Here is a 19,283-nt window from a genome sequence, read left to right as displayed (position 1 = left end):
GATAAAGGATGTTAGCAACCGTTTCGAAAGTTCTCTAAGCCAATAAGGGGGCTTCTCATGTGGTTGCAGGAGAGACTATCGAAAGTGCTATTAAAACATCTCAAACTTTAGATGAAAAAGGCATGGTCTGTACAATGGATTATTTAGGAGAATTTGTTTCAAGCACTAGAAGCAACAGATTACAATATTAGAACTTTGAAATTCTGGGATTAACGCTAAATATAACTGAATTGGTAAAAAGTCCAGTTCAAAATGATGGAGGTCACTATTTTGACAATAACAAAAGATTTTTTTATTATGCTTTCACAAAATAAGATACTTAATAGCGGTGCAAAACGATGGGGGCTTAAACTTGGTGCCCAGTCTGTCGTAGCAGGGACGAATATTGAAGAAATGGTGAAGAGTGTTAAAGAATTGAATGCAAATGGAATTTCGGCAACAATCGATAACCTTGGTGAGTTTGTATTTGAAAAGAAAGAAGCCTTGCAGGCGAAAAAAAAGATTCTTGCCGTTATTGAAGCTATTTATCAGCATCAATTAGATGCCCATATTTCCTTAAAGCCTACTCAACTGGGCCAGGATATTGATTATAGTTTCTGCCTTGAAAATCTATCGGAAATTGTTGAAAACGCGTACAAATATAATGTATTTATCAATTTTGATATGGAAGACCATGGGCATCTTCAGTCATCATTTGATTTAATTGATGAACTCTCCAAAGACTATAGTAATATTGGAACGGTTATTCAGGCTTATTTTTATAATGCGAAAGATATGATTACAAAATATAAAAATTACCGGTTAAGAATCGTAAAAGGCGCTTATAAAGAGTCTGAAAATGTCGCTTATCAAGACAAAAAAGATATCGATAAAAATTTCATTGAGTTAATCGAGTACCATCTCCTGCATGGTAAATTTACATCCATTGCTACACATGATCACCAAATAATTAATCATGTGAAAAAGTTCGCGAAAGAGAATAACATACCAACAGAGAAATATGAATTCCAAATGCTTTACGGATTCCGAAAAGATATGCAGTTGAGTTTAGCCAAGGAAGGATACAATTTTTGTACTTACGTTCCGTTTGGAGTGGATTGGTATGGATACTTTATGCGCCGTTTGGCGGAGCGTCCCCAAAACCTTAACTTAGTAGCCAAACAGACATTCAACAAAAAAACGAACACCCTAATCGGGATCGGAGCGGGTGCCTTTCTATTAGGAAGATTAAGCAAGAAGAAACCAACTAAAGTATAAAGAAATAAACAGCCATCTATTCACAGGATATTTTAGGAAGGGCTCTTTCAGCCGTTCCCGCAGCTTTAATAAGTATTAAGGGGGAATAACAATGGATAAGAAAGTGTCCTTTTCACAAGTGCTGTCTATTGGTTTAATGCTCTTTGCCATGTTTTTAGGAGCGGGGAACGTTATATTTGCTCCGATGTTAGGTCAACAGGCGGGAACAAACACCTGGCTTGCCATGGGAGGTTTTTTGATAACAGGCGTTGGGCTAGTTTTACTAGCTATCATTGCTCTAACTCGTGGTGGTGGTACTGTAGAAAAACTTGCAGGAAGGGTCCACCCACGCTTTGCAACATTTTTTTCAATGTTACTTTTTCTAACTTTGGGACCTATTTATGTTATTCCCAGAACAACCTCTGTTGTTTATGAAATCGGTTTAAATCCCTTAATTCAAAATGTAGCAAATGAAAGGCTGTATCTGCTTGTATTTTCAGTGTTATTTATTCTATTAACGATCCTGCTTACCTGGGATACAAAAAAGTTGGTAGATAACCTGGGTAAAATTATTACCCCCATCTTTTCAATATTGCTAGCAGTATTGATTATAAAATCATTTATAACACCGATGGGCAAAATAGGGGCTCCTGGAGAAGAATACATAGATGGCGTTTTCTTAAAAGGGTTTACGCAAGGCTACTATACAATGGATGTACTAGCTGCTTTTATATTTGGCGGCATTTTCATTAAGTCAATTAGTTCGTTAGGAAAATCTGAAAAAGAAGTTTCCAAGCTATTTATCAAAGCAGGAATCATAACAATAATTGGGTTAATTGCTTTACAAGTTTCAATGGCTTGGATGGGTGCTTCCAGTGTAGATGCAATTGGGTTAAAAGAAAACGGGGGAGAAGTTTTAGCTGAGAGTGCTATTGCTCTGTTTGGGAATTATGGAATTTATATCATAGGAACAATTATTTTCCTCACAGGAATTACAACAAATGTAGCATGTCTGGCAGCAGTTTCTGAATACTTTGAACGAATTGTTCCGTCTGTTAGCTATAAAAAATGGATTATAGCTTTTGCAATCATAGGAACAATTATTACAAACTTTGGATTGAATACTGTTTTAACACTTGCTTCTCCAATATTGCTACTGCTTTATCCATTGGCAATTGCTTTGATTGCTTTAATATTTACCAATAACATGTTTAAAGGCTATCAGTCTGTGTATGTGAGTACAGTAGCAGGAGTAGGAATGGTTGCTCTGCTTGATGCTTTAAAAGAAGCTCATATCTTAACAAATGCAATTAACAATACATTTGGATTCATTCCATTTTTCGAGCATGGCGTTGGATGGATTAGCACAGGATTAGTGGGCTTTTTGATTGGGCTAATAGTCGCGAAAACTAAAAACGAATCCAGCGTAATTGTTGATATACCTGGACAAGTAACTGATAAAGTTTCGTAATAATCAACCAGTTGAAGGGGCAGAAATGGAAAAATAAAATTACCCCTTAGGGAAGTCCTTGAAACAGAACTAGATCCTTTTAAAGTTCGGATTAATGCTAGATTGAATGGAAAAGAGAAGCAATACAGCGGAACAGAGCTAATGATTATCTCGTTACGTAAAATGATTTCATATCTTTCAAATGTGATGAAACTGAAAGCGGGAAATGCTATTTGACAGAAAGCCCTATAGGAGCTGAAAACGGAGTGACCGAATGGAATGTGAAATTAAAGAGATTGGCAATCTTCAAAACGCATTCAAAACAGAAAAAGTAGTCTCCGATTTGTCCTAATATTTTAAAAAAACCTCTTTCAATTAGAAAATGAAAGAGGATTTTTTTATCCTGAAAAAGTCTACTATACTTTTTATTTGAAAAATGATTATGTTGTAAATGAAGATCGGGTGGTTATGAAGAAAAATTTATAATTGTATGAATATTACCATTTTGGGAAATAGTCAAGGGATGTGATGGAACATTGTCGAAATCTTTAAAGCTGTATGAATTAAGCTGAAAAATGGTGCGAATTCGGTATTTAGAATTGAATATAGACCAAGTGCAAATGTGGACCAGGTTCGCTTTAATAACGGTCAAGGTGTTTAAATAGATGTGAGTACGGGAAAAGTGTTATCCACAAATCCAGATTACTCGACGTTCCTCATCACTTTGCATGGTGGAACCTTCTTTGGCGATTGGTATAGATACAGTATCCTCACAATGACCGGTTTATCCTTAATCCTGCTGTCATTTTCAGGATTCTCTTTATAAGCGTCTAATGGCGAAAAAAAAAGCAACCATAATATGAGGTGGTAGAGTGTCTATAAAAGGTTTGAATCACTTTTTATTTTCAGTTTCTAATTTAGAGAGATCCATAGAGTTTTATCAAAATGTTTTTGATGCAAAATTGTTAGTTAAGGGGAGAAACATTGCCTATTTTGACTTGAATGGAATGTGGCTTGCCCTGAATGCAGAAAAGGATATACCCCGTAATGAAATAAGCCAATCGTACACACATATAGCATTTTCCATAGAAGAAGCTGACTTTATGAACATGTACGAGAAACTAAAGGAATTGAATGTAAGCATCCTGTCAGGACGTCCAAGGAATGAAAAAGATAAGAAGTCCATTTATTTCACTGATCCAGATGGTCATAAGTTCGAGTTTCATACAGGTACTTTACAAAACAGAATAGATTACTACAAACAAGAAAAAGCACATATGGAGTTTTTCGACTGATAATTAAACGATGAAAAGGGGAATATTTGTGAAAACTATTGGCCTTATTGGCGGAATGAGCTGGGAATCGTCGCTGGAATATTATCGAATCATTAATGAAGAAGTAAAAGCCAAATTGGGAGGATTGCATTCAGCCAAGTGCATTTTATATAGCGTGGATTTTGAAGAGATCGAACGCTATCAAGCTGAAGGGGATTGGGAAAGTTCCGGTAAATTATTAGCCGATGTAGCTCTGTCTTTGGAAAAGGCAGGTGCCGAAATGATTGTCATCTGTACAAATACGATGCATAAAGTGGTCGGATATATTGAAGAAAAAGTCAGTTTACCGATTTTACACATTGCTGATTCAACCGCAAAACAAATTAAAAAGTTCAAAATCAGCACGGTTGGTTTACTTGGCACTAAATATACGATGGAGCAAGACTTTTATAAAACACGAATTGAGGCTAATGGTATCAAGGTTTTGATACCAAATGAAGAGGATAGAAAAGTGATCAATCAAGTAATTTATGAAGAATTATGTTTAGGGGAAATCCAACAATCATCAAGAGATTATTACAAAAAGGTCATCAAGGGGTTGATTGATGATGGAGCGGAAGGAATAATATTAGGCTGCACCGAAATTGGATTATTGGTAAAACAAGAGGATTCAGAAGTGCCATTATTTGATACGGCCGTAATCCATGCCGTTGATACTGTTAATATGGCATTGGAAAAGCTTCAATAAAAGGGGTTGCTGCGGCAGCCTTTTTTTTGTGTGGATTTAAAGGGGATTTTAACTGGAGGGTTTTTTCGGAAGGTATTTTTATATATTGACAATTCTCTTTGAATTGGTAATATTTACTTTATTGTTACATTAATGTGATTTTTAATATAAGGCGGCTAAATTATGGATGGGAAAATCATTTACGACGAGTTTAATAACCTGATAGAAAGTGGGCAATATCGCAAAATGGTCATTATATTATGACAAACTTTATGTACATATTTTGTTTATTGGTATGGGGGCTTAATTTTATTGCAGTAAAGATTCAAGGTACACCTGTGAGTTTAGAGTTATCTTTAACATATCGTTTAAGTATGACGGCAATCCTATTTTTCATTCTTTTATGCATTCTCAGACCTAAAGGAAAACCCATGAAAAAGGATATTCCATTTATTATTGTGTTTGGAATATGTAATTTTGCCTTAAGCTATTTATGTCTTTATTACGCGACTATCTTAAGTTCAGCGGCCATGGTTACATTGATATTTTCATTGAAAGTTATTTTAACACCTATAGCCCTTCGTCTTTTTTTGAAAGAACAATTACATTCGCGTATCTTAATTGGAGGGGTAATTGGTGTACTGGCTGTTTGTATTGTTATTTACCCAAGTTTGAATGACATTCATGGATTTAATGATATAAAAGGAATCATGATAGCCGTTCTTGGTACCATTCTTACTGCAATGGGCGATGCATGCTCAGCTAGAAATGCTAAGAAGAAAGTAAACCCAATCTATGCTAATGTACTTGGATTTGCAGCAGGAGGAATTCTTTTAGGGGCAATTGTGTTCATAAAAGGACAAGCAGTCAGTATACCGACATCTATTTCATATTTATCTGCTTTGTTCTATTTAACTATATTCGCCTCCTTTGGAGCTTGGCTATTTTACCTCAAGCTTGTAGAGAAAATAGGCGGGGCGAAAAGTGGATACATGGTTGCCCTATTTCCAGCAATTGGAGGTGTGGCTTCAGTAATGATTGGTGAATCAGATCCATCCATTTACTTGGCTGCTGGCTGTCTTTTCAGTTGTTTAGGTGCTGCCATTGCATTAGGATTAGGCACGAATATTGGTAAAATTAACTTGAAAGAAGAAAATTCGATTAACAAATAAGGGTTTCCGCCGTAATTCAATACAGAGAGGGATGGGACAATGGAAAGTAAATGGCCAAATGAAATGAAAGTAGCACAAATCCGGGTTGCACGTCCTACTGATCAACTAAAAAAGGTTGTAAACTTCTATTGTGAAGGATTAGGCTTGAAAAAAATCGGTTCTTTTGAAGGGCATGAGGGATATGACGGCATCATGATCGGGCTTCCTGATTTCAGCTATCATCTGGAGTTTACCCAGCATAAGGATGGCAGTCCTTGTCCTGCCCCATCAAAAGATAATCTGCTTGTCTTCTACATTCCTGAACGTAAAACCATTGAGGATATAATGAATAGATTGAAGGGTATGGGGTATGAACCGGTTTCTCCGGAAAATCCATATTGGGAAAAATCCGGTGTTACCATTGAAGATCCGGATGGCTGGAGAATAGTTTTAATGAATTCGCCCGGCATAGGAAATTAAATTTCGAATTAGCAATGGAAATGAAAACGACCGAAAAGCATGGTGCTTTTCGGTCGTTTTGGGTTTTATGAAGACATCGTGATTCCGCCATTGATGTGAATGCACTGTCCCGTTATATAAGCACCTTCATCAGATGCCAGCAGCACATAGGCGCCTGCATGATCTGCCGGCTGCCCAGGGCGGCCAAGTGGTGCCTCGGTACCGAACTCGGCAACGGATTGTTCGTCGAACGTCGCCGGGATGAGCGGAGTCCAAATCGGGCCTGGTGCTACCATATTGACCCGGATCCCTTTTCTAGCCACATTCTGTGCAAGGCTGCGTGTGAATCCGACGATTGCCCCTTTTGTCGCTGTATAATCCATCAAAGTTGCATGTCCTCTATATGGGTTGATCGATGTTGTGTTGATGACCGAGTTGCCTTGTTTCATATGTGGAACCGCATGCTTGCTCATGTAAAAAACTGAATAAATATTGGTGTGGAACGTTTTGTCCCATTGCTCATCCGTGATATCCTCAATGTTTTCCGTCGGGTATTGCACCGCTGCATTATTGACGAGGATGTCCAGCTTTCCAAACTCGTCCAACGTCTTCGTAATCAATTCCTTACAATTCGCCTCCACGGAAACGTCACTTGGAAGCAAGAGGCAGCGAACGCCTTCCGCTTCAATCAGCTGTTTTGTTTCCTCGGCATCACTGTGCTCATCTAAATAATTCACAATCACATGGGCGCCTTCCTTTGCATAAGCAATGGCAACCGCACGTCCGATGCCGCTATCTCCGCCTGTAATCAAGGCAACGCGGTCCTTTAGCTTACCGCTTCCTATGTAATCCTTTGGCTGAATCGGAAGTGGATTCATCTCAGATTCAATGCCAGGCTGTCTTTCCTGTGTTTGTCCGGGCTGTCCGTTTTTTTGCTGTTCATATATATTCAAAGAAAATCTCCTCCTCTTAAACTATTGATCTAGTCATACTTTAGCCGTTACAAAGTACGGTTAAACATCATGATTCCCATAAGATTACTTCTGCGAGCGATTACAACAATATTAAGCAATTCAGTAAGGAAGGAATTAAGGTGAGAGAAGTTGAATTTAATATTAATAAAACTTTCAGGGGTAGCTTTGTAAAAAAGTTTGATTATTTATAATAAAGATTGATAATTTGTAATAAAGTTTGATTAAAATCATCTCACCTCTATAGGTTTCTTAGAGGTGAGATGATTTTTTATTGGATATTTATGCTAATATCACTATAAAGATTGTGAAGAAATGTACTTAAACTAACGGGGCAGGTTAGTGCCATAAGAAGAGCGAACTTACATAGTATAAAGACTTACCAAAATTAATCGAGAGGACTAAATAAATGGAGAAAATAAATGAAATTATTTATGGTCTTATAAACCAAGGCTTAATAAAAAATGATGATATAGACATAAAGAAATTAAAAAGTGGTACTACAAATGGAATTCTATATACTCTACATATTAATGAAATACCGAAATATGTAATTAAAATAGACAAACCTAAACTAATAGCTGCAACAGAGGCTTTTCTCCTTACTTATAAAGATGTAAATTTGTTGCCTAATGTACTTTATACAGACGAGAAAAAAGAATTTATAGTATACTCTTATATTTCTGGAGAAACTCATTTTAATCGAGGTTCTAAAATAGAATGGATGACTATTTTAATTAAGGAACTATTAAATAAATACAAAAAAGTAAACAAAGAAAACTGGGGAAGAGTAAATGGAATACATAGAAATTCATGGGCGGACTACAATCTAAGTAGTTTGGAATTCGCCCAAGAGGATATAGGCGATTTATTACCAAGTGATGATCATAAAAAAGTAGAGTTATTGGTTAATAAATTGAAAACATACGAACATCAAGAAGAGAAGTATTACCTTCATGGAGATGCTGGTGTTCATAATTTTGTATATAAGGGCAACGAATTAAATGGGGTTATTGACCCTATGCCTTTAATCGGTCCAAAAATTTATGATTTTACGTATGCTTTTTGCTCTTCTCCAGACGATTTAAATTTAGAGACGCTGTTGTCATCTTTCTCATTATTGACTCAAGATGTCCCATTTAATAAAGAAAGGCTTTTGGAGGAAGTTATTTTTCAATTATACACACGTATAGGCATTTGTATTAGGGTTCACCCACATGACTTAAGTGGCTATCTTAAAGCTTGGAAAGAATGGAGAGTATATCTACCTTCAATGTAAATAGCGATTCTTAGTGAACTAACGAAGCAGGATAGTTCATTAAGGTTCACAAAATGATCAATCTTTTTTCAAAATGAGTGGGTTTTTACTATATATAAAATCAACGTTTGCAGCATACTTTTCATCAATCTTTATTCCAAGTCAACATCAGGGGTGTTAATGTGAATTCGATAGAAACAATACAAGAATTAACTTATAAAGAACAATGGTTAGATGCCTTTCCAATCATGAATCAGCTGCGTACTGACTTAACTCAAAAAACATATCTGGAGTTACTTGAAGAAATGAGGAAAGATGGGTACCGTTTGTTTGCTTTATATAGGGATAACGAGGTTGTATCCTTAGCTGGTTTAAGCCTGAGAGTTAACTTTTATAATAAACGTCACGTATTTATTTATGACCTTGTAACAGATTCTGCCCACCGTTCATTTGGATATGGAGAGAAGTTATTAAATTATATACATAACTGGGCAAAAGAAAACGGAGCTGCATATGTGGCATTGGAATCTGGAATCCAGCGAAACGATGCCCACCGTTTCTATGAAGAGAAATTAGATTATGATAAATGGTGCTTCTCATTTAGAAAAACGCTGTGAGTGGAAATAGCGATGGAAAAGAGCTGAGTAATCAGCTTTTTTTTGCATTGATGGAGGAAATGGAGTGAATGTAAGGCACGTTGTCCACCCACTATGTATTGGATTATAAACATCTTTAGTAATTAGATCATTTAAAATAAATTCACGAGTAAAAGCGTGAAACTCACGAGTAAATCGCTAAAACTCACGAGTAAATCGCTAAAAATCATGAGTAAATTGCTGAAACTCACGAGTAAACGATTAAAATTTGAATATAAATGATCGAGACCCATCAAATTCAACAACATATAGAAATTCGCACGATTATTGCAAGTTGGAAAAGCTAGTTTGTTTTTTATAACGGGAGTCGTTTTTCCATATTTTGGTTTGTTTCAATACAATTGGCTGTATAAGGGTGTAAAAGAGATTGAAGAAGGCAATAATTTTCCTTTCATAAGCAGTTATTGGGTTCATCGGAATCAGTTTATTCAACTGTAAATTCATTCTTTCGCTGAAAAGCCTTATTTAAAATTTTTGTAATGATTTATTTAGCCTTGGACATACTTAATTAAGATATATAAAAGAGCCATTTATCTTAAGGAGGAACCCGTATGTCTAACGAAAATATTCAAATGAAAATGGAAAACATTTGGCAGGATACATGTGGATCATGGGAAAACTGTACGGAAACTACAATTCAGTCATTCTTGGCAAAATCCGAAGAAAGCAATATAGACCCGCAATATTGCATGAGCTGGGTGGAACAACATAAAACCCAAATACCTGAGTGGCCCGCCGTTTCAAAAGTGTCGCTGGACTGGGTAAATCAGCATACTTCTACTGGATCACCCATTTCAATGAGGGACCAGGATCTTTAGAAATAGTGAAAGGCTTTTAGCAGTCTTGGGACTTTAAATATTACGAACTCTAATATGAGGTGAAAATAGTTGTCAAATAATGAGAAACAAAACGGTAAATCAAATAGTCGGCAAGGTTCAGAATATAGCAAAGAGCATTCGAACAATGATCCAGATTACATGGCTAATGCGTGGGACGAAACGAATGTTGAAGATTCATTTGTACAATCAGCCATCCAAGAAGAATTCAATAATCCAGTAATCCAAGAATCCATCTTGAAATTCAATAAAATAGCGAATGAAGAAGAAAAGGAATCTTGATTTAAACGCCCCATAGGGCGTTTTTTTTGAAGCAGAAGAATCATGCCAAATCCTTGATCGATATGGAGAAAATTCATATTAGCTTTTCCGCTAAATAGCAAATTAACAGAAAAAGATTGTGAGGGGTATCCTCACAACCGTAGTAGTTTTAACCCTGAAAATTGAGTGGCAAGGCCATGTAATCCTGGGTGAAAACTGTCGCTTTTTTATGTTAATTTCTGATCTAGCTCCAAAGGTAAAAAAGCATATTCTCCGTCCTTAATGATCTCACATTTACGAACTGAAATAGGATGTCTAAAAATGGGCCCATCTATTACCGTGGTATGGAACTCTCCACCTTCTCCGCAAGGGTCAATACCACGAGCTTCAAGCTCCTTCACGTATTCATGGGTTAACGTTCGCCCTAAATCGTCCTCTTGCATTCCAAGTGATAAATTAACAGTTACAATGATCGTTACAAATCCTAGATTTATGAACTCTTCGACAGCTTCACGATGGTTCATTTCCCATAAAGGCATCCCAAGCTTTAACCCAGCATTCTTCGTAACCTTTTCGTGCCAACAGCCATGAGCAGGCATATCCAAGTCCCCGGTTACTAACACTTCTGCTCCTTGATTTTTAGCTTTTTCTAAAAGGCACATAAATACTTTTTCATAATCTGTCCAACTTGCAGCTGCAGTATAAACGGGCAAACCTATTGATTTAGCTTGGGCATGAATGAGTTCCGGAGGCATTCCATGGGATCTGGAACGTTTCCCTTCTTCCTCCATCATGACAATCAGTCCAACAGCTTCGCCAACCTTCACTGCTTTATATAAGGCTAAGACACTATCCTTTCCACCGCTAAAAGAAGCTATAAATTTATGCCCGCGAGCACTATTTTTCCAATCGATTAATTCTGTCATTCATATCTTTCCCCTTTATTCTAATGACTTTTTTAAGATGCCTGTTATTAGCCCATTCCATATTTTATATATGAGGTTTCATAGCTCTATTTGTTTGATTTTATCACTATTGGACCTTACAGATGAGATATTATTGAACCGTTTACGCGGTACATGCAATGTTCCATTGATAAAAGGCGATAATCTGTAATCGCTTCGACACTATAAACATATCTTTCGCCTTGTTGCCATAAGAATTTAAAATATACCTGATATACAAATAAAGGGAAAAGGCATCTTGATATCGTATAAAGCATAAGTAAGATTAATCATTTATGGGAGTGAAGATAATGGAAGCATCGGTAGAGCGGATTTTTTCTAATGCATTGGTGGAATTGGCTGGGCATTTTTTTCTAGTAAGTTCAGAGAGTTCAGTAAAACTTGGAGATGCAGAGAACTACGTATTTGAGGTTCACAGGGATGGAACACCATACATTTTAAGAATGACGCACCAATCACATCGCTCAAAAGACCAAGTGCTTGCTGAGTTAAAGTGGATAGAGCATTTACAGAATAATGGAAGTGAAATACCGAAAGTTATCCCTTCGATAGAAAATAACTTAGTTGAAATTGTAAAGGGTCTGGATGGCACGGAATTTTATTGTTGCCTATTTGAAAAAGCCCCTGGTGTAAGGATGGAAGTCACCGATGAAAATTTCGACGGACATTTATTTTTTGAGTGGGGAAGAACAATAGGCCACCTGCATAAAAAAACAAAAAGTTACAAGCCTGAAACAGAATATAAAAGGCTCGATTGGCATGAAGAAGAATTATTGGATGCCGAGCTCTATCAATCTGATGTTCCAGAGCAAGTGATGCACCAGCAAGAATTAATCATGAATAAGTTAAATGCACTTCCAATTCATCAAGATAATTTTGGATTGATCCATTCTGATATACATAATGGCAATTTCCATTTTCATGAAGGCAAGATTCATGTTTTTGATTTTGATGACTGTTCTTATCACTGGTTAGCTAGCGACTTGGCCATACCTCTGTATTATCTTATGTGGAGTTTAGAACGTGAAGGTGTAAAAAATCTCGATGGATATGCAGCGAAATTCATGAGGGAATTTATAAAAGGTTATGAGACGGAAAATAAACTTGCACCTGCAGATTACGAAACGATTCCTTTATTTTTAAAATTGAGGGATCTAACGTTATATAATTTTTTTCATAAAAAGTACGATTTGAAGAATGCGGATGATCAATTATATAAAACCGTTCAAAAAATCGAAAAAAGAATCATCGAAGGCCGTCCTATTGTTCAATTCAATTCGAACCTGATTTATTGATAGATTGATGTATCTGAACATTTAAGCGGGTCACTGACAAGGAGGCTTTAACTGATTATGAAGTTCAATGCCCTAGTACCTGAACTATCAGTATCGAATATAAGTGAATCGAAAAATTTTTACCTTGAAGTTTTGGGGTTTCATTTAGAATATGAACGTGTTGATGATAAATTTGCCTTTCTTTCTTTAGGAGAATCGCAAATTATGCTAGAAGAAATAAATGGAAGCTGGGATACGGGAGAATTAATATATCCATTAGGCAGAGGAATTAATTTTCAAATTGATATTGATGATATTGAAAAATTGGCGGCTGCTTTAAAAAGGCATGGAATAAAATTATTTAGAGAAATGATGGAAAACCATTATGAAAGCGATAAGGAGGTTTTTGTAAAAAAAGAGATTTTAGTTCAAGATCCAGATGGTTATTTATTAAGGTTTTCACAGTCAATGAATCCAAGTGGGGGCAGTCTTTAAAAATAAGGGGGATTGGAATGTCAGAAATGAAAAATAATGGCCTTGCATATATGATTAGGACCGGTGAATTGGAAGATGCAGAAGCCGTCTTGGATGTTCATAATTCCGTTATTTCCGAAGGAGAGTATTTTATTGCGGTATCGGAGGAGTTTGATAAAACACTAGAACAACAAAGAGATTGGATACGAAGGTTATTGGAAAATGAACGAGAAACCATCATCGTGGCCGAAATGAATGGTGAAGTGATTGGATGGATAGTATTTCAAACGGAAAATAGAAAGAGAATGTCTCACAAGGGCTCATTTGGGGTCATGATTAGAAAAAATTTCAGAGGAATGGGAATTGGAAAAGAGCTTATTGGAGCATTATTGGAATGGGCAGAAGCCAACCCGTTCATTGAAAAGGTGAGTTTGGGAGTTTTTTCAACAAATCATCGAGCAATATCACTGTATAAAAGTCTGGGGTTTACGGAAGAAGGCCGTAAAATCAAGGAATTTAAGATGAGCGAACATGAATACGTCGATGATATTATCATGTACAAGTTGGTTTGACCAGACCGAAAGAGCATGGATTGATTCCAATGCTCTTTCGGTTTGGTTATGTATCTATTTTTATATTGAAACGATGTTTATGTCATGCATCATTTAATTACTTTCACCTTAACTTGCTTTCTTCCCCACGTTAAAGCATCCGATTCTTTTGGGATGAATACATCGATCCTGTTTCCTTTGATCGCTCCGCCCGTGTCTGCAGCAATGGCTTGTCCATAGCCTTCGACTTCAACGATGGATCCAAGCGGAATCACGTTCGGATCGACTGCTATCAGTTTGGCATCATCATATTTTTTTAGGTCAACGCCCATTCTTGTGGTGCCTGAGCATCCCTTGCAGCTGGCTGTATATGCGGTGCTTGTTACCGTCAGTTCTTTAACGGCTGAGCCTGCTAAACTAGCTCTTTCTTCTAATTTACTGAAGGTCCGTGCACCGGCTATACCGTCAGCGGATAATCCTTTTTGCTTTTGAAAGCTGATGACGGCTTGTTTTGTACCTGTACCATAAATGCCATCAATAGTTGATGTGTAAACATTCCAGGCTTTCAATAACCTTTGCAGTTCAGCTACAGGTCGTCCTATATCCCCGCTTTTCAATACCTGGATTTTCTGATTCGTTTGTGTTCCTGCTATTCCATCGGCTTTTAGTCCTGATTTTTCCTGAAACTTCTTTACGGATTCTTTTGTAATCGATCCGTAGTTACCTGTTGCTTCATGATAGGGAAAAACCCCTTTTGTCATTAATAATTCCTGTAAGTCTTTAACATCACTATTACTCATTCCAAATGAAAGTGTGCGATCCAAAGTAGCGGCTTCGCCTTTAGTTGGCATGCAAACTCCTAGAATGAATACAGAAGCCGTTAGGATCGTTATTATAATTTTCTTCATGTTTATCCTCCTCGTTGTTTCCTGCAATTAAACTATTCGTTAAACGATCACTCTTTTAGGCGCAGATAGGGAAAAACACCGCGAAGGCACTAAAGAATTGTTAAAACATGTAACAGGAAGAAAAGAAATGAGGCGGAGAACGGGTTACCATATCCTTAGTAATTAGCGAATTCTGGATTCTATTAAAAAGATCAGGAAAAGATAGAGTTCAAAAAAAGCATCAGCAATCGTGTTCCTCCTTAATAACCTGGATGTTGTTTTGTAAGGAAGAAATTATTTTGATTAAAGCAGTTATTTTCAAGTTTGGTGGTTTAATTTTAGACACAGAAATGTCTTGTCATGAGGCTTATAAAGAAACATGGGTTTTGTAAATCTGACTTGCCTCTTGAACATTCTGTTAAGCATATCGGAACAGATTAATCATTTTCAATATTGAAGAAATCGAATCGAGGGCAAAATTGAAGTCTTAAACATTCAATCCGCAGAAGCTATAGCATTTGAAGATTCATTAAATGGGCTTCATTCGGCGCTAAATGCTCGATTAAAGTGGGACATCGTTCCAGGTTCCGTGACGGAAACTTTGGCTTTTGAAAATCATCATTTTAGGTCTTTAATCTATGATGGAAAAGAGCTTGACTATGTTATAAAACTTACTAGTCATGCTGGCGAAATCCTGAGTAGGCCAAAATGGGAAAAATATTGAGTTTAGGCAAGTTACTCATGGAGAATGGAAACATATAGTGTAGTTAGCTTGATTTAGCCGTGGTTCCATCTTTTTAGCCTTCCTGGAAGACCCTGAGGAATAATTTATTCTAAGGGTTTAATCAAAGATTCCCTTTTATTTACGAATAAATTAAAAAAAGAATCGGATGAAAGGGTGAAAGGATGAAATGATGAAATGAAGATGAAATGTGAATTTTCTAGTTTGAAAAAAATACGTTATAGGAAAAAGAAATTGAAAACTTGTTGTTCATCTCAAGGAAAAAGAGGGCCACAAGGAAAAAGAGGGCGACAAGGACCAGAGGGGGCACAAGGAAAAAGAGGGCGACAAGGACCAGAGGGGGCACAAGGAAAAAGGGGCCGACAAGGACCAGAGGGGCCACAAGGAAAAAATGGTCCACGAGGCCAGGTGGGACGAACGGGTCCACAAGGTCCGGTGGGTCAAACAGGTCCAGCGGGTCCACAAGGTCCGGAGGGTCAAACAGGTCCATCGGGTCCACAAGGTTCGGATGGTCAAACAGGTCCGGCGGGTCCACAAGGTTCGGATGGTCAAACAGGTCCAGCGGGTCCACAAGGTTCGGAGGGTCAAACAGGTCCAGCGGGTCCACAAGGTCCGGAGGGTCAAACAGGTCCAGCGGGTCCACAAGGTTCGGATGGTCAAACAGGTCCAGCGGGTCCACAAGGTCCAGCAGGGCCTCCAATTCAAGGACCAATAGCAACTACTAATCTGATGTATTTTACCTATTCTGATGGACAAAAACTTGAATATACAAACATTGATGGTTTACCACAATACGGAACAACTCAGATATTGTCACCAAGCGAAGTTTCGTATATGAATTTGTTTATTAATGGGATTCTTGAACCCCAAAATTGTTACACAGTTGAAGAAGGAAAATTAATTTTAGATGAATCCCCCCATAAGGGTTCACCGATTATTCTTCAGTTTATAATTATTAATCAATTAAATCCTTTATAAGTACGTATATATTTTTTATGGGTGAAAACGGGAGGGATCGAGGTTTCTTAAGTAAGAATAAAAAAGGTGAATATAGTCAGAAAGGAATCGAATTTTCAAAAAGAATTCATTCCTTTCTGATTATGAAACAGGATTAGTTGACTACAATTTCAATAAGAATTGGAGTTGCGTCATCTAGTACATCCCCACCTGGAATAGTTATAGTTGTAGTCGTGAGGGTAGAGGTATCTGCTGTTTGAGGCTGCGCATTTATATATAAAACATAATAAGCAAATGACCCTGGGAAGGCTGTTGCAGGTGTACCAGCATCATCCGTAAAGGCTGTTGCCGCAATTGCAAATGTAGCACCAGTTCCTGTACCAGCACCTATTGTGCTACTAAATTTTCTGGAAGCCATAAAAGGTTTGATAATTGCCATTTAGATTCACCTCTTCTCAAATATATTGGACAATTTTTTTTAAAAAACTACTTGTCCTTTTCTAGTCTATTATTTTATTCTGTTTTGGGAACGGTAAATGATCTGATAAATAAGTGGATTTTGATTTCTCATATTTATTTTAGAAAATATCAACTTGGATTACCGAATCGGTTGTATTTGTAACCCCTCCTGTCGTGACTTCTAATGAAAGACTATCACCTGCTTGGAATGTAACAGAAACATTATTATTTATACCAGCAGTTTGTGTACCAGTTATTGAAAGTGTAAGAGGTGTATTAACACCATTTTTTCTAACTGTCCAAGTATCTGTACTTGAAGTGCCAGGTCCTGTTAATAATCGTACACTTAATGATTTTATAATGGCTTTTTGACTTAGCCGGATAAAAACTTCTGTAGTAGAAACAGGAGCTGTCCCAGGTCGATAGAAACGGGTTGCATTATTGGGTAAACGACCTTGATCTGCCCAAATAATTGTGGAAGGTTGTAAAAGTGCAGTAAATCCTAAGTTGTTGGCATTTGAATTTTGCAGATTAGTAGAACCAAGAGTTATAGTTCCTGCTATTTGAGATATATCTGCTGTAACACCTTGAACAAACGCTAAGAATAAGTCTAGCTGTGCTCCTGCTTGATTAACTTCAGCTCCAATATATGAACCAGCCCCTGAGACACGGGTTACTATTAAATTTATATCTCGACAATGAATAGTATGTGCATTTGTATTAACCAATAATGCTCTTTTATTTCCTAAACCAGTTGACTTAACTACAGTGTTTACAGATTTTACCGCACTTATACTCCCGTCCGGGTTTCCTGTCCCAAATGAATGAATACCGTAAACATTAGAGGTTCCAGTTGTTGATGCAGTTGAATTATCGACTATTATTGTTGTACTTCTTAACTTGGCTGTTTGTGAAGTGGTTCCGGGAAAAGCAACCCCAATTAAATTTACATGATTTGTTGAGGTTAGCATAAGATTAAGATCTTCTACTCTTGTACCCTCTCCCATAGTTAATAGGGTAGTGCTTGATGTTACATTTTGTTGTCGGATTGTTACAGTTAATGGGTCAATACCTCTTAATGAATTACCTGGAGGCATTACTACGGTTTCATCATAAACTCCTGGATATACAAGGATGGTCATTCCAGTAGCCCCTACCCTGTTAATTGCAGATATAGCCCCATTAATCGTTTTAAAAGGCGATCCACCAATAGAACCTGTAGAATCATTTCCTAATTTAGTTACCGTGGCTGTATTAGGGCGAGGTATCAATATTTCTATTATTCCATGTGTCATTTTATTCTTATAGTAGCTACAAAAGGTTTGATTAAAGCCAACTATGTTCACCCCGTTTCAAATATATGAAAAAAGCTTTTTTTAAGAGAAAATCAGAAGAAGAATGCGCTTTTTTTATTTTATTATTCCATTCAATTTTAGTAACTTTATATAGCCTATCGCAGTAAAAAAAATGAAAATAATATTCGTTTTTATTTCAAAAATTACCCTAACCGAAAAGGTCTTTAACAATATCAGTAGTTTCTATTTGTTTATAATCTTCTATCTTCGCTGGTTCGTTTAGCTTTATAATAAAGTTGTACAATAAAGTTTAATCGTCATAAACCGAAATCAATATTTGATTTTGGATTTCCTTATTGAACTAAAGGGCGGCTATATTGTTTGAGCGTTGTGATTTTTTTTGCTAGAGTACGAGACTAAACTATATTGGCCGCAAGTTCATCAATAGACAAATGGCTGCCTCATTGCCGTTTACTTCAAGGACAAGTTCCACTAGTAATCTGCTAATTCATTAACCCAGAAGTGAGTTCTGGATTGGGAAGCATATTGCTCAATTTTTTGATGAAAATAAAGGTTCGTCCTCTAATATCTTTCCGGGTGCTCGAAAATGCAAATTTGAAGGATTAGGTAGGGACAAAGGGGATTCCCATGCAAGAGGTATAGTGGTTGAAGAATTTCTTTTGAAACTTGAATCCTAAAACCCAGTTAAGATAAGACTAAAACAATATCGTTAACCTATAAGGAAACGGGTGACATCGAATGTGGTTTAAGATTTTTTCCTTCATTTTCATTTTATGTGGTCTTTTTGTAATGTGGTTCGCCGTTTTTGGTGATAAGAAAGTAGTCAAAGAGTTCGGCTCAGGAACACCAACGAATATCATCGATTTTATTGTAATGATGGTTTATAGAATTTTCCCTTCTATTATTAGAAGAATCTTTCTTTTTGCATTGGGTATGGCCATTTCTATCGGCTGTACCTATATGTTGCTTTATTTATGAATAACATAAATTTTCCTTTTAATATAAAAAAATCCTGTAACTTTATTCATTCGGAAACGTATTAAAAAGAAACGATACATAGCTATTTCGACTAAAAAAGTCAGTGCAGAGTTATCGATAATGGGAATTATGGGGGAGGAGGATGACGCCGACTGAAGACTTTAATGTGAGTTCAATGTTATTGCACTATAAGGATAGAGAAGGGAAGCGGCATACGGAAACCATCATTGGGCATTTTGTAAAAGGGTATGTCGGAGAGGCTGCCATCACCTTGGAATTTATCGGTAAGAACGGTTAAATTCAAATCTATTGATTGCAGCTGATTCAATGGGTGCTTTTATCCAAATGGAAGAATAACAGTATAGTAGTAATATGCATAATATGGTAAAATTGAATTTGTG

Annotated in this window: 24 protein-coding genes; 18 read left to right on the top strand and 6 right to left on the bottom strand. The window is 36.8% G+C overall.

Annotated elements, in window-relative coordinates; genetic code table 11:
* The first annotated feature begins 59 nt into the window (after nucleotides 1–59).
* The 8 genes from ACQKKK_RS09480 to ACQKKK_RS09445 all read left to right on the top strand — a co-directional run bounded on the left by ACQKKK_RS09480 (nucleotide 60) and on the right by ACQKKK_RS09445 (nucleotide 6,318).
* A complete protein-coding gene (locus ACQKKK_RS09480; RefSeq protein WP_427615809.1) occupies nucleotides 60–191 on the top strand; it encodes a hypothetical protein in 132 nt (43 codons plus the stop codon).
* A gap of 106 nt (nucleotides 192–297) precedes the next feature.
* The gene (locus ACQKKK_RS09475) at nucleotides 298–1,257 is read left to right on the top strand and encodes a proline dehydrogenase family protein (protein WP_427615850.1); all 960 of its coding nucleotides are present in this window, start codon (nucleotides 298–300) and stop codon (nucleotides 1,255–1,257) included.
* 91 nt (nucleotides 1,258–1,348) lie between these two features.
* On the top strand, nucleotides 1,349–2,707 hold the full coding sequence (brnQ, locus tag ACQKKK_RS09470) for a branched-chain amino acid transport system II carrier protein (protein ID WP_427615807.1): 1,359 nt from the start codon (nucleotides 1,349–1,351) through the stop codon (nucleotides 2,705–2,707).
* 102 nt (nucleotides 2,708–2,809) lie between these two features.
* A complete protein-coding gene (locus ACQKKK_RS09465) occupies nucleotides 2,810–2,923 on the top strand; it encodes a fumarylacetoacetate hydrolase family protein (protein WP_427615805.1) in 114 nt (37 codons plus the stop codon).
* Nucleotides 2,924–3,558: 635 nt separating this feature from the next.
* Complete coding sequence (gene fosM / locus ACQKKK_RS09460) at nucleotides 3,559–3,981, top strand: FosM family fosfomycin resistance protein (protein WP_427615803.1); 423 nt, start codon at nucleotides 3,559–3,561, stop codon at nucleotides 3,979–3,981.
* A gap of 28 nt (nucleotides 3,982–4,009) precedes the next feature.
* A complete protein-coding gene (locus ACQKKK_RS09455; protein ID WP_427615802.1) occupies nucleotides 4,010–4,708 on the top strand; it encodes an aspartate/glutamate racemase family protein in 699 nt (232 codons plus the stop codon).
* Between the two features lie 239 nt (nucleotides 4,709–4,947).
* Entirely contained in the window at nucleotides 4,948–5,859 is a 912-nt protein-coding gene (locus tag ACQKKK_RS09450) for a DMT family transporter (RefSeq protein ID WP_427615800.1), read from the top strand.
* 39 nt (nucleotides 5,860–5,898) lie between these two features.
* Nucleotides 5,899–6,318 carry a VOC family protein gene (locus tag ACQKKK_RS09445; RefSeq protein ID WP_427615798.1) on the top strand — a complete coding sequence of 140 codons (420 nt, stop codon included), beginning with the start codon at nucleotides 5,899–5,901 and terminating at the stop codon, nucleotides 6,316–6,318.
* Nucleotides 6,319–6,383: 65 nt separating this feature from the next.
* On the opposite strand, the gene ACQKKK_RS09440 is transcribed toward ACQKKK_RS09445, so the two are convergent.
* Nucleotides 6,384–7,250, bottom strand: coding sequence for an SDR family oxidoreductase (locus tag ACQKKK_RS09440; RefSeq protein ID WP_427615797.1), 867 nt, complete (start codon nucleotides 7,248–7,250; stop codon nucleotides 6,384–6,386).
* Between the two features lie 427 nt (nucleotides 7,251–7,677).
* Here ACQKKK_RS09440 and ACQKKK_RS09435 point away from each other — a divergent pair, with 427 nt between their 5' ends.
* Both ACQKKK_RS09435 and ACQKKK_RS09430 read left to right on the top strand, forming a co-directional pair.
* Nucleotides 7,678–8,547 carry a phosphotransferase gene (locus ACQKKK_RS09435; protein ID WP_427615795.1) on the top strand — a complete coding sequence of 290 codons (870 nt, stop codon included), beginning with the start codon at nucleotides 7,678–7,680 and terminating at the stop codon, nucleotides 8,545–8,547.
* Between the two features lie 161 nt (nucleotides 8,548–8,708).
* Nucleotides 8,709–9,143 (top strand): GNAT family N-acetyltransferase, encoded by a 435-nt coding sequence (locus ACQKKK_RS09430; RefSeq protein WP_427615793.1) that lies wholly within the window; start codon nucleotides 8,709–8,711, stop codon nucleotides 9,141–9,143.
* Nucleotides 9,144–9,274: 131 nt separating this feature from the next.
* On the opposite strand, the gene ACQKKK_RS09425 is transcribed toward ACQKKK_RS09430, so the two are convergent.
* Nucleotides 9,275–9,430, bottom strand: coding sequence for a hypothetical protein (locus ACQKKK_RS09425; RefSeq protein WP_427615792.1), 156 nt, complete (start codon nucleotides 9,428–9,430; stop codon nucleotides 9,275–9,277).
* Nucleotides 9,431–9,733: 303 nt separating this feature from the next.
* Between ACQKKK_RS09425 and ACQKKK_RS09420 the strand changes: the two genes are divergently transcribed.
* The gene (locus ACQKKK_RS09420) at nucleotides 9,734–10,000 is read left to right on the top strand and encodes a hypothetical protein (protein WP_427615790.1); all 267 of its coding nucleotides are present in this window, start codon (nucleotides 9,734–9,736) and stop codon (nucleotides 9,998–10,000) included.
* A gap of 69 nt (nucleotides 10,001–10,069) precedes the next feature.
* Nucleotides 10,070–10,300: a hypothetical protein gene (locus tag ACQKKK_RS09415; RefSeq protein ID WP_427615788.1), complete on the top strand. Its 231-nt coding sequence runs from the start codon at nucleotides 10,070–10,072 to the stop codon at nucleotides 10,298–10,300.
* A gap of 206 nt (nucleotides 10,301–10,506) precedes the next feature.
* On the opposite strand, the gene ACQKKK_RS09410 is transcribed toward ACQKKK_RS09415, so the two are convergent.
* Nucleotides 10,507–11,205, bottom strand: a complete 699-nt coding sequence (locus ACQKKK_RS09410; protein WP_427615786.1) for a diphthine--ammonia ligase — start codon at nucleotides 11,203–11,205, stop codon at nucleotides 10,507–10,509.
* A gap of 329 nt (nucleotides 11,206–11,534) precedes the next feature.
* Here ACQKKK_RS09410 and ACQKKK_RS09405 point away from each other — a divergent pair, with 329 nt between their 5' ends.
* From ACQKKK_RS09405 to ACQKKK_RS09395, 3 genes are read left to right on the top strand one after another with little or no spacing between them, the layout of a single operon-like run.
* Nucleotides 11,535–12,539 carry a phosphotransferase enzyme family protein gene (locus ACQKKK_RS09405; RefSeq protein WP_427615785.1) on the top strand — a complete coding sequence of 335 codons (1,005 nt, stop codon included), beginning with the start codon at nucleotides 11,535–11,537 and terminating at the stop codon, nucleotides 12,537–12,539.
* Between the two features lie 57 nt (nucleotides 12,540–12,596).
* Nucleotides 12,597–13,013: a bleomycin resistance protein gene (locus ACQKKK_RS09400; RefSeq protein ID WP_427615784.1), complete on the top strand. Its 417-nt coding sequence runs from the start codon at nucleotides 12,597–12,599 to the stop codon at nucleotides 13,011–13,013.
* A 17-nt stretch (nucleotides 13,014–13,030) separates the two neighbouring features.
* Nucleotides 13,031–13,564, top strand: coding sequence for an N-acetyltransferase family protein (locus ACQKKK_RS09395; protein WP_427615782.1), 534 nt, complete (start codon nucleotides 13,031–13,033; stop codon nucleotides 13,562–13,564).
* An 89-nt stretch (nucleotides 13,565–13,653) separates the two neighbouring features.
* Here ACQKKK_RS09395 and ACQKKK_RS09390 read toward each other — a convergent pair whose 3' ends face one another.
* Nucleotides 13,654–14,451 carry a peptidoglycan-binding protein gene (locus tag ACQKKK_RS09390; RefSeq protein WP_427615781.1) on the bottom strand — a complete coding sequence of 266 codons (798 nt, stop codon included), beginning with the start codon at nucleotides 14,449–14,451 and terminating at the stop codon, nucleotides 13,654–13,656.
* An 898-nt stretch (nucleotides 14,452–15,349) separates the two neighbouring features.
* Here ACQKKK_RS09390 and ACQKKK_RS09385 point away from each other — a divergent pair.
* A complete protein-coding gene (locus ACQKKK_RS09385) occupies nucleotides 15,350–16,150 on the top strand; it encodes a DUF4183 domain-containing protein (protein ID WP_427615779.1) in 801 nt (266 codons plus the stop codon).
* A 133-nt stretch (nucleotides 16,151–16,283) separates the two neighbouring features.
* Here the strand turns inward: ACQKKK_RS09385 and ACQKKK_RS09380 are convergent, their stop codons facing one another.
* Nucleotides 16,284–16,568 (bottom strand): DUF4183 domain-containing protein, encoded by a 285-nt coding sequence (locus tag ACQKKK_RS09380; protein ID WP_427615777.1) that lies wholly within the window; start codon nucleotides 16,566–16,568, stop codon nucleotides 16,284–16,286.
* A gap of 139 nt (nucleotides 16,569–16,707) precedes the next feature.
* On the bottom strand, nucleotides 16,708–17,883 hold the full coding sequence (locus ACQKKK_RS09375; protein ID WP_427615776.1) for a hypothetical protein: 1,176 nt from the start codon (nucleotides 17,881–17,883) through the stop codon (nucleotides 16,708–16,710).
* Nucleotides 17,884–18,642: 759 nt separating this feature from the next.
* Here ACQKKK_RS09375 and ACQKKK_RS09370 point away from each other — a divergent pair.
* Both ACQKKK_RS09370 and ACQKKK_RS09365 read left to right on the top strand, forming a co-directional pair.
* On the top strand, nucleotides 18,643–18,882 hold the full coding sequence (locus tag ACQKKK_RS09370) for a hypothetical protein (protein WP_427615774.1): 240 nt from the start codon (nucleotides 18,643–18,645) through the stop codon (nucleotides 18,880–18,882).
* A 142-nt stretch (nucleotides 18,883–19,024) separates the two neighbouring features.
* Complete coding sequence (locus tag ACQKKK_RS09365; protein ID WP_427615773.1) at nucleotides 19,025–19,180, top strand: hypothetical protein; 156 nt, start codon at nucleotides 19,025–19,027, stop codon at nucleotides 19,178–19,180.
* Nucleotides 19,181–19,283: the final 103 nt, after the last annotated feature.

It is taken from the genome of Peribacillus sp. NPDC006672, from assembly GCF_050274955.1.
Classification (GTDB): domain Bacteria; phylum Bacillota; class Bacilli; order Bacillales; family DSM-1321; genus Peribacillus.
Note: the sequence above shows the minus strand (reverse complement) of the source record. Positions and strands in the feature narration are given on the sequence as shown.

Excerpts from the sequence above, each read along its gene's own strand:
- ACQKKK_RS09365 (WP_427615773.1), top strand. The coding sequence starts at position 19,025 with ATGACGCCGACTGAAGACTTTAATGTGAGTTCAATGTTATTGCACTAT.
- ACQKKK_RS09445 (WP_427615798.1), top strand. The coding sequence starts at position 5,899 with ATGGAAAGTAAATGGCCAAATGAAATGAAAGTAGCACAAATCCGGGTT.
- ACQKKK_RS09390 (WP_427615781.1), bottom strand. The coding sequence starts at position 14,451 with ATGAAGAAAATTATAATAACGATCCTAACGGCTTCTGTATTCATTCTA.
- brnQ (WP_427615807.1), top strand. The coding sequence starts at position 1,349 with ATGGATAAGAAAGTGTCCTTTTCACAAGTGCTGTCTATTGGTTTAATG.
- ACQKKK_RS09385 (WP_427615779.1), top strand. The coding sequence starts at position 15,350 with ATGAAGATGAAATGTGAATTTTCTAGTTTGAAAAAAATACGTTATAGG.
- ACQKKK_RS09395 (WP_427615782.1), top strand. The coding sequence starts at position 13,031 with ATGTCAGAAATGAAAAATAATGGCCTTGCATATATGATTAGGACCGGT.
- ACQKKK_RS09375 (WP_427615776.1), bottom strand. The coding sequence starts at position 17,883 with ATGACACATGGAATAATAGAAATATTGATACCTCGCCCTAATACAGCC.
- ACQKKK_RS09410 (WP_427615786.1), bottom strand. The coding sequence starts at position 11,205 with ATGACAGAATTAATCGATTGGAAAAATAGTGCTCGCGGGCATAAATTT.
- ACQKKK_RS09420 (WP_427615790.1), top strand. The coding sequence starts at position 9,734 with ATGTCTAACGAAAATATTCAAATGAAAATGGAAAACATTTGGCAGGAT.
- ACQKKK_RS09380 (WP_427615777.1), bottom strand. The coding sequence starts at position 16,568 with ATGGCAATTATCAAACCTTTTATGGCTTCCAGAAAATTTAGTAGCACA.
- ACQKKK_RS09425 (WP_427615792.1), bottom strand. The coding sequence starts at position 9,430 with ATGTTGTTGAATTTGATGGGTCTCGATCATTTATATTCAAATTTTAAT.
- ACQKKK_RS09450 (WP_427615800.1), top strand. The coding sequence starts at position 4,948 with ATGACAAACTTTATGTACATATTTTGTTTATTGGTATGGGGGCTTAAT.
- ACQKKK_RS09475 (WP_427615850.1), top strand. The coding sequence starts at position 298 with ATGCTTTCACAAAATAAGATACTTAATAGCGGTGCAAAACGATGGGGG.
- ACQKKK_RS09405 (WP_427615785.1), top strand. The coding sequence starts at position 11,535 with ATGGAAGCATCGGTAGAGCGGATTTTTTCTAATGCATTGGTGGAATTG.
- ACQKKK_RS09370 (WP_427615774.1), top strand. The coding sequence starts at position 18,643 with ATGTGGTTTAAGATTTTTTCCTTCATTTTCATTTTATGTGGTCTTTTT.
- ACQKKK_RS09400 (WP_427615784.1), top strand. The coding sequence starts at position 12,597 with ATGAAGTTCAATGCCCTAGTACCTGAACTATCAGTATCGAATATAAGT.
- ACQKKK_RS09435 (WP_427615795.1), top strand. The coding sequence starts at position 7,678 with ATGGAGAAAATAAATGAAATTATTTATGGTCTTATAAACCAAGGCTTA.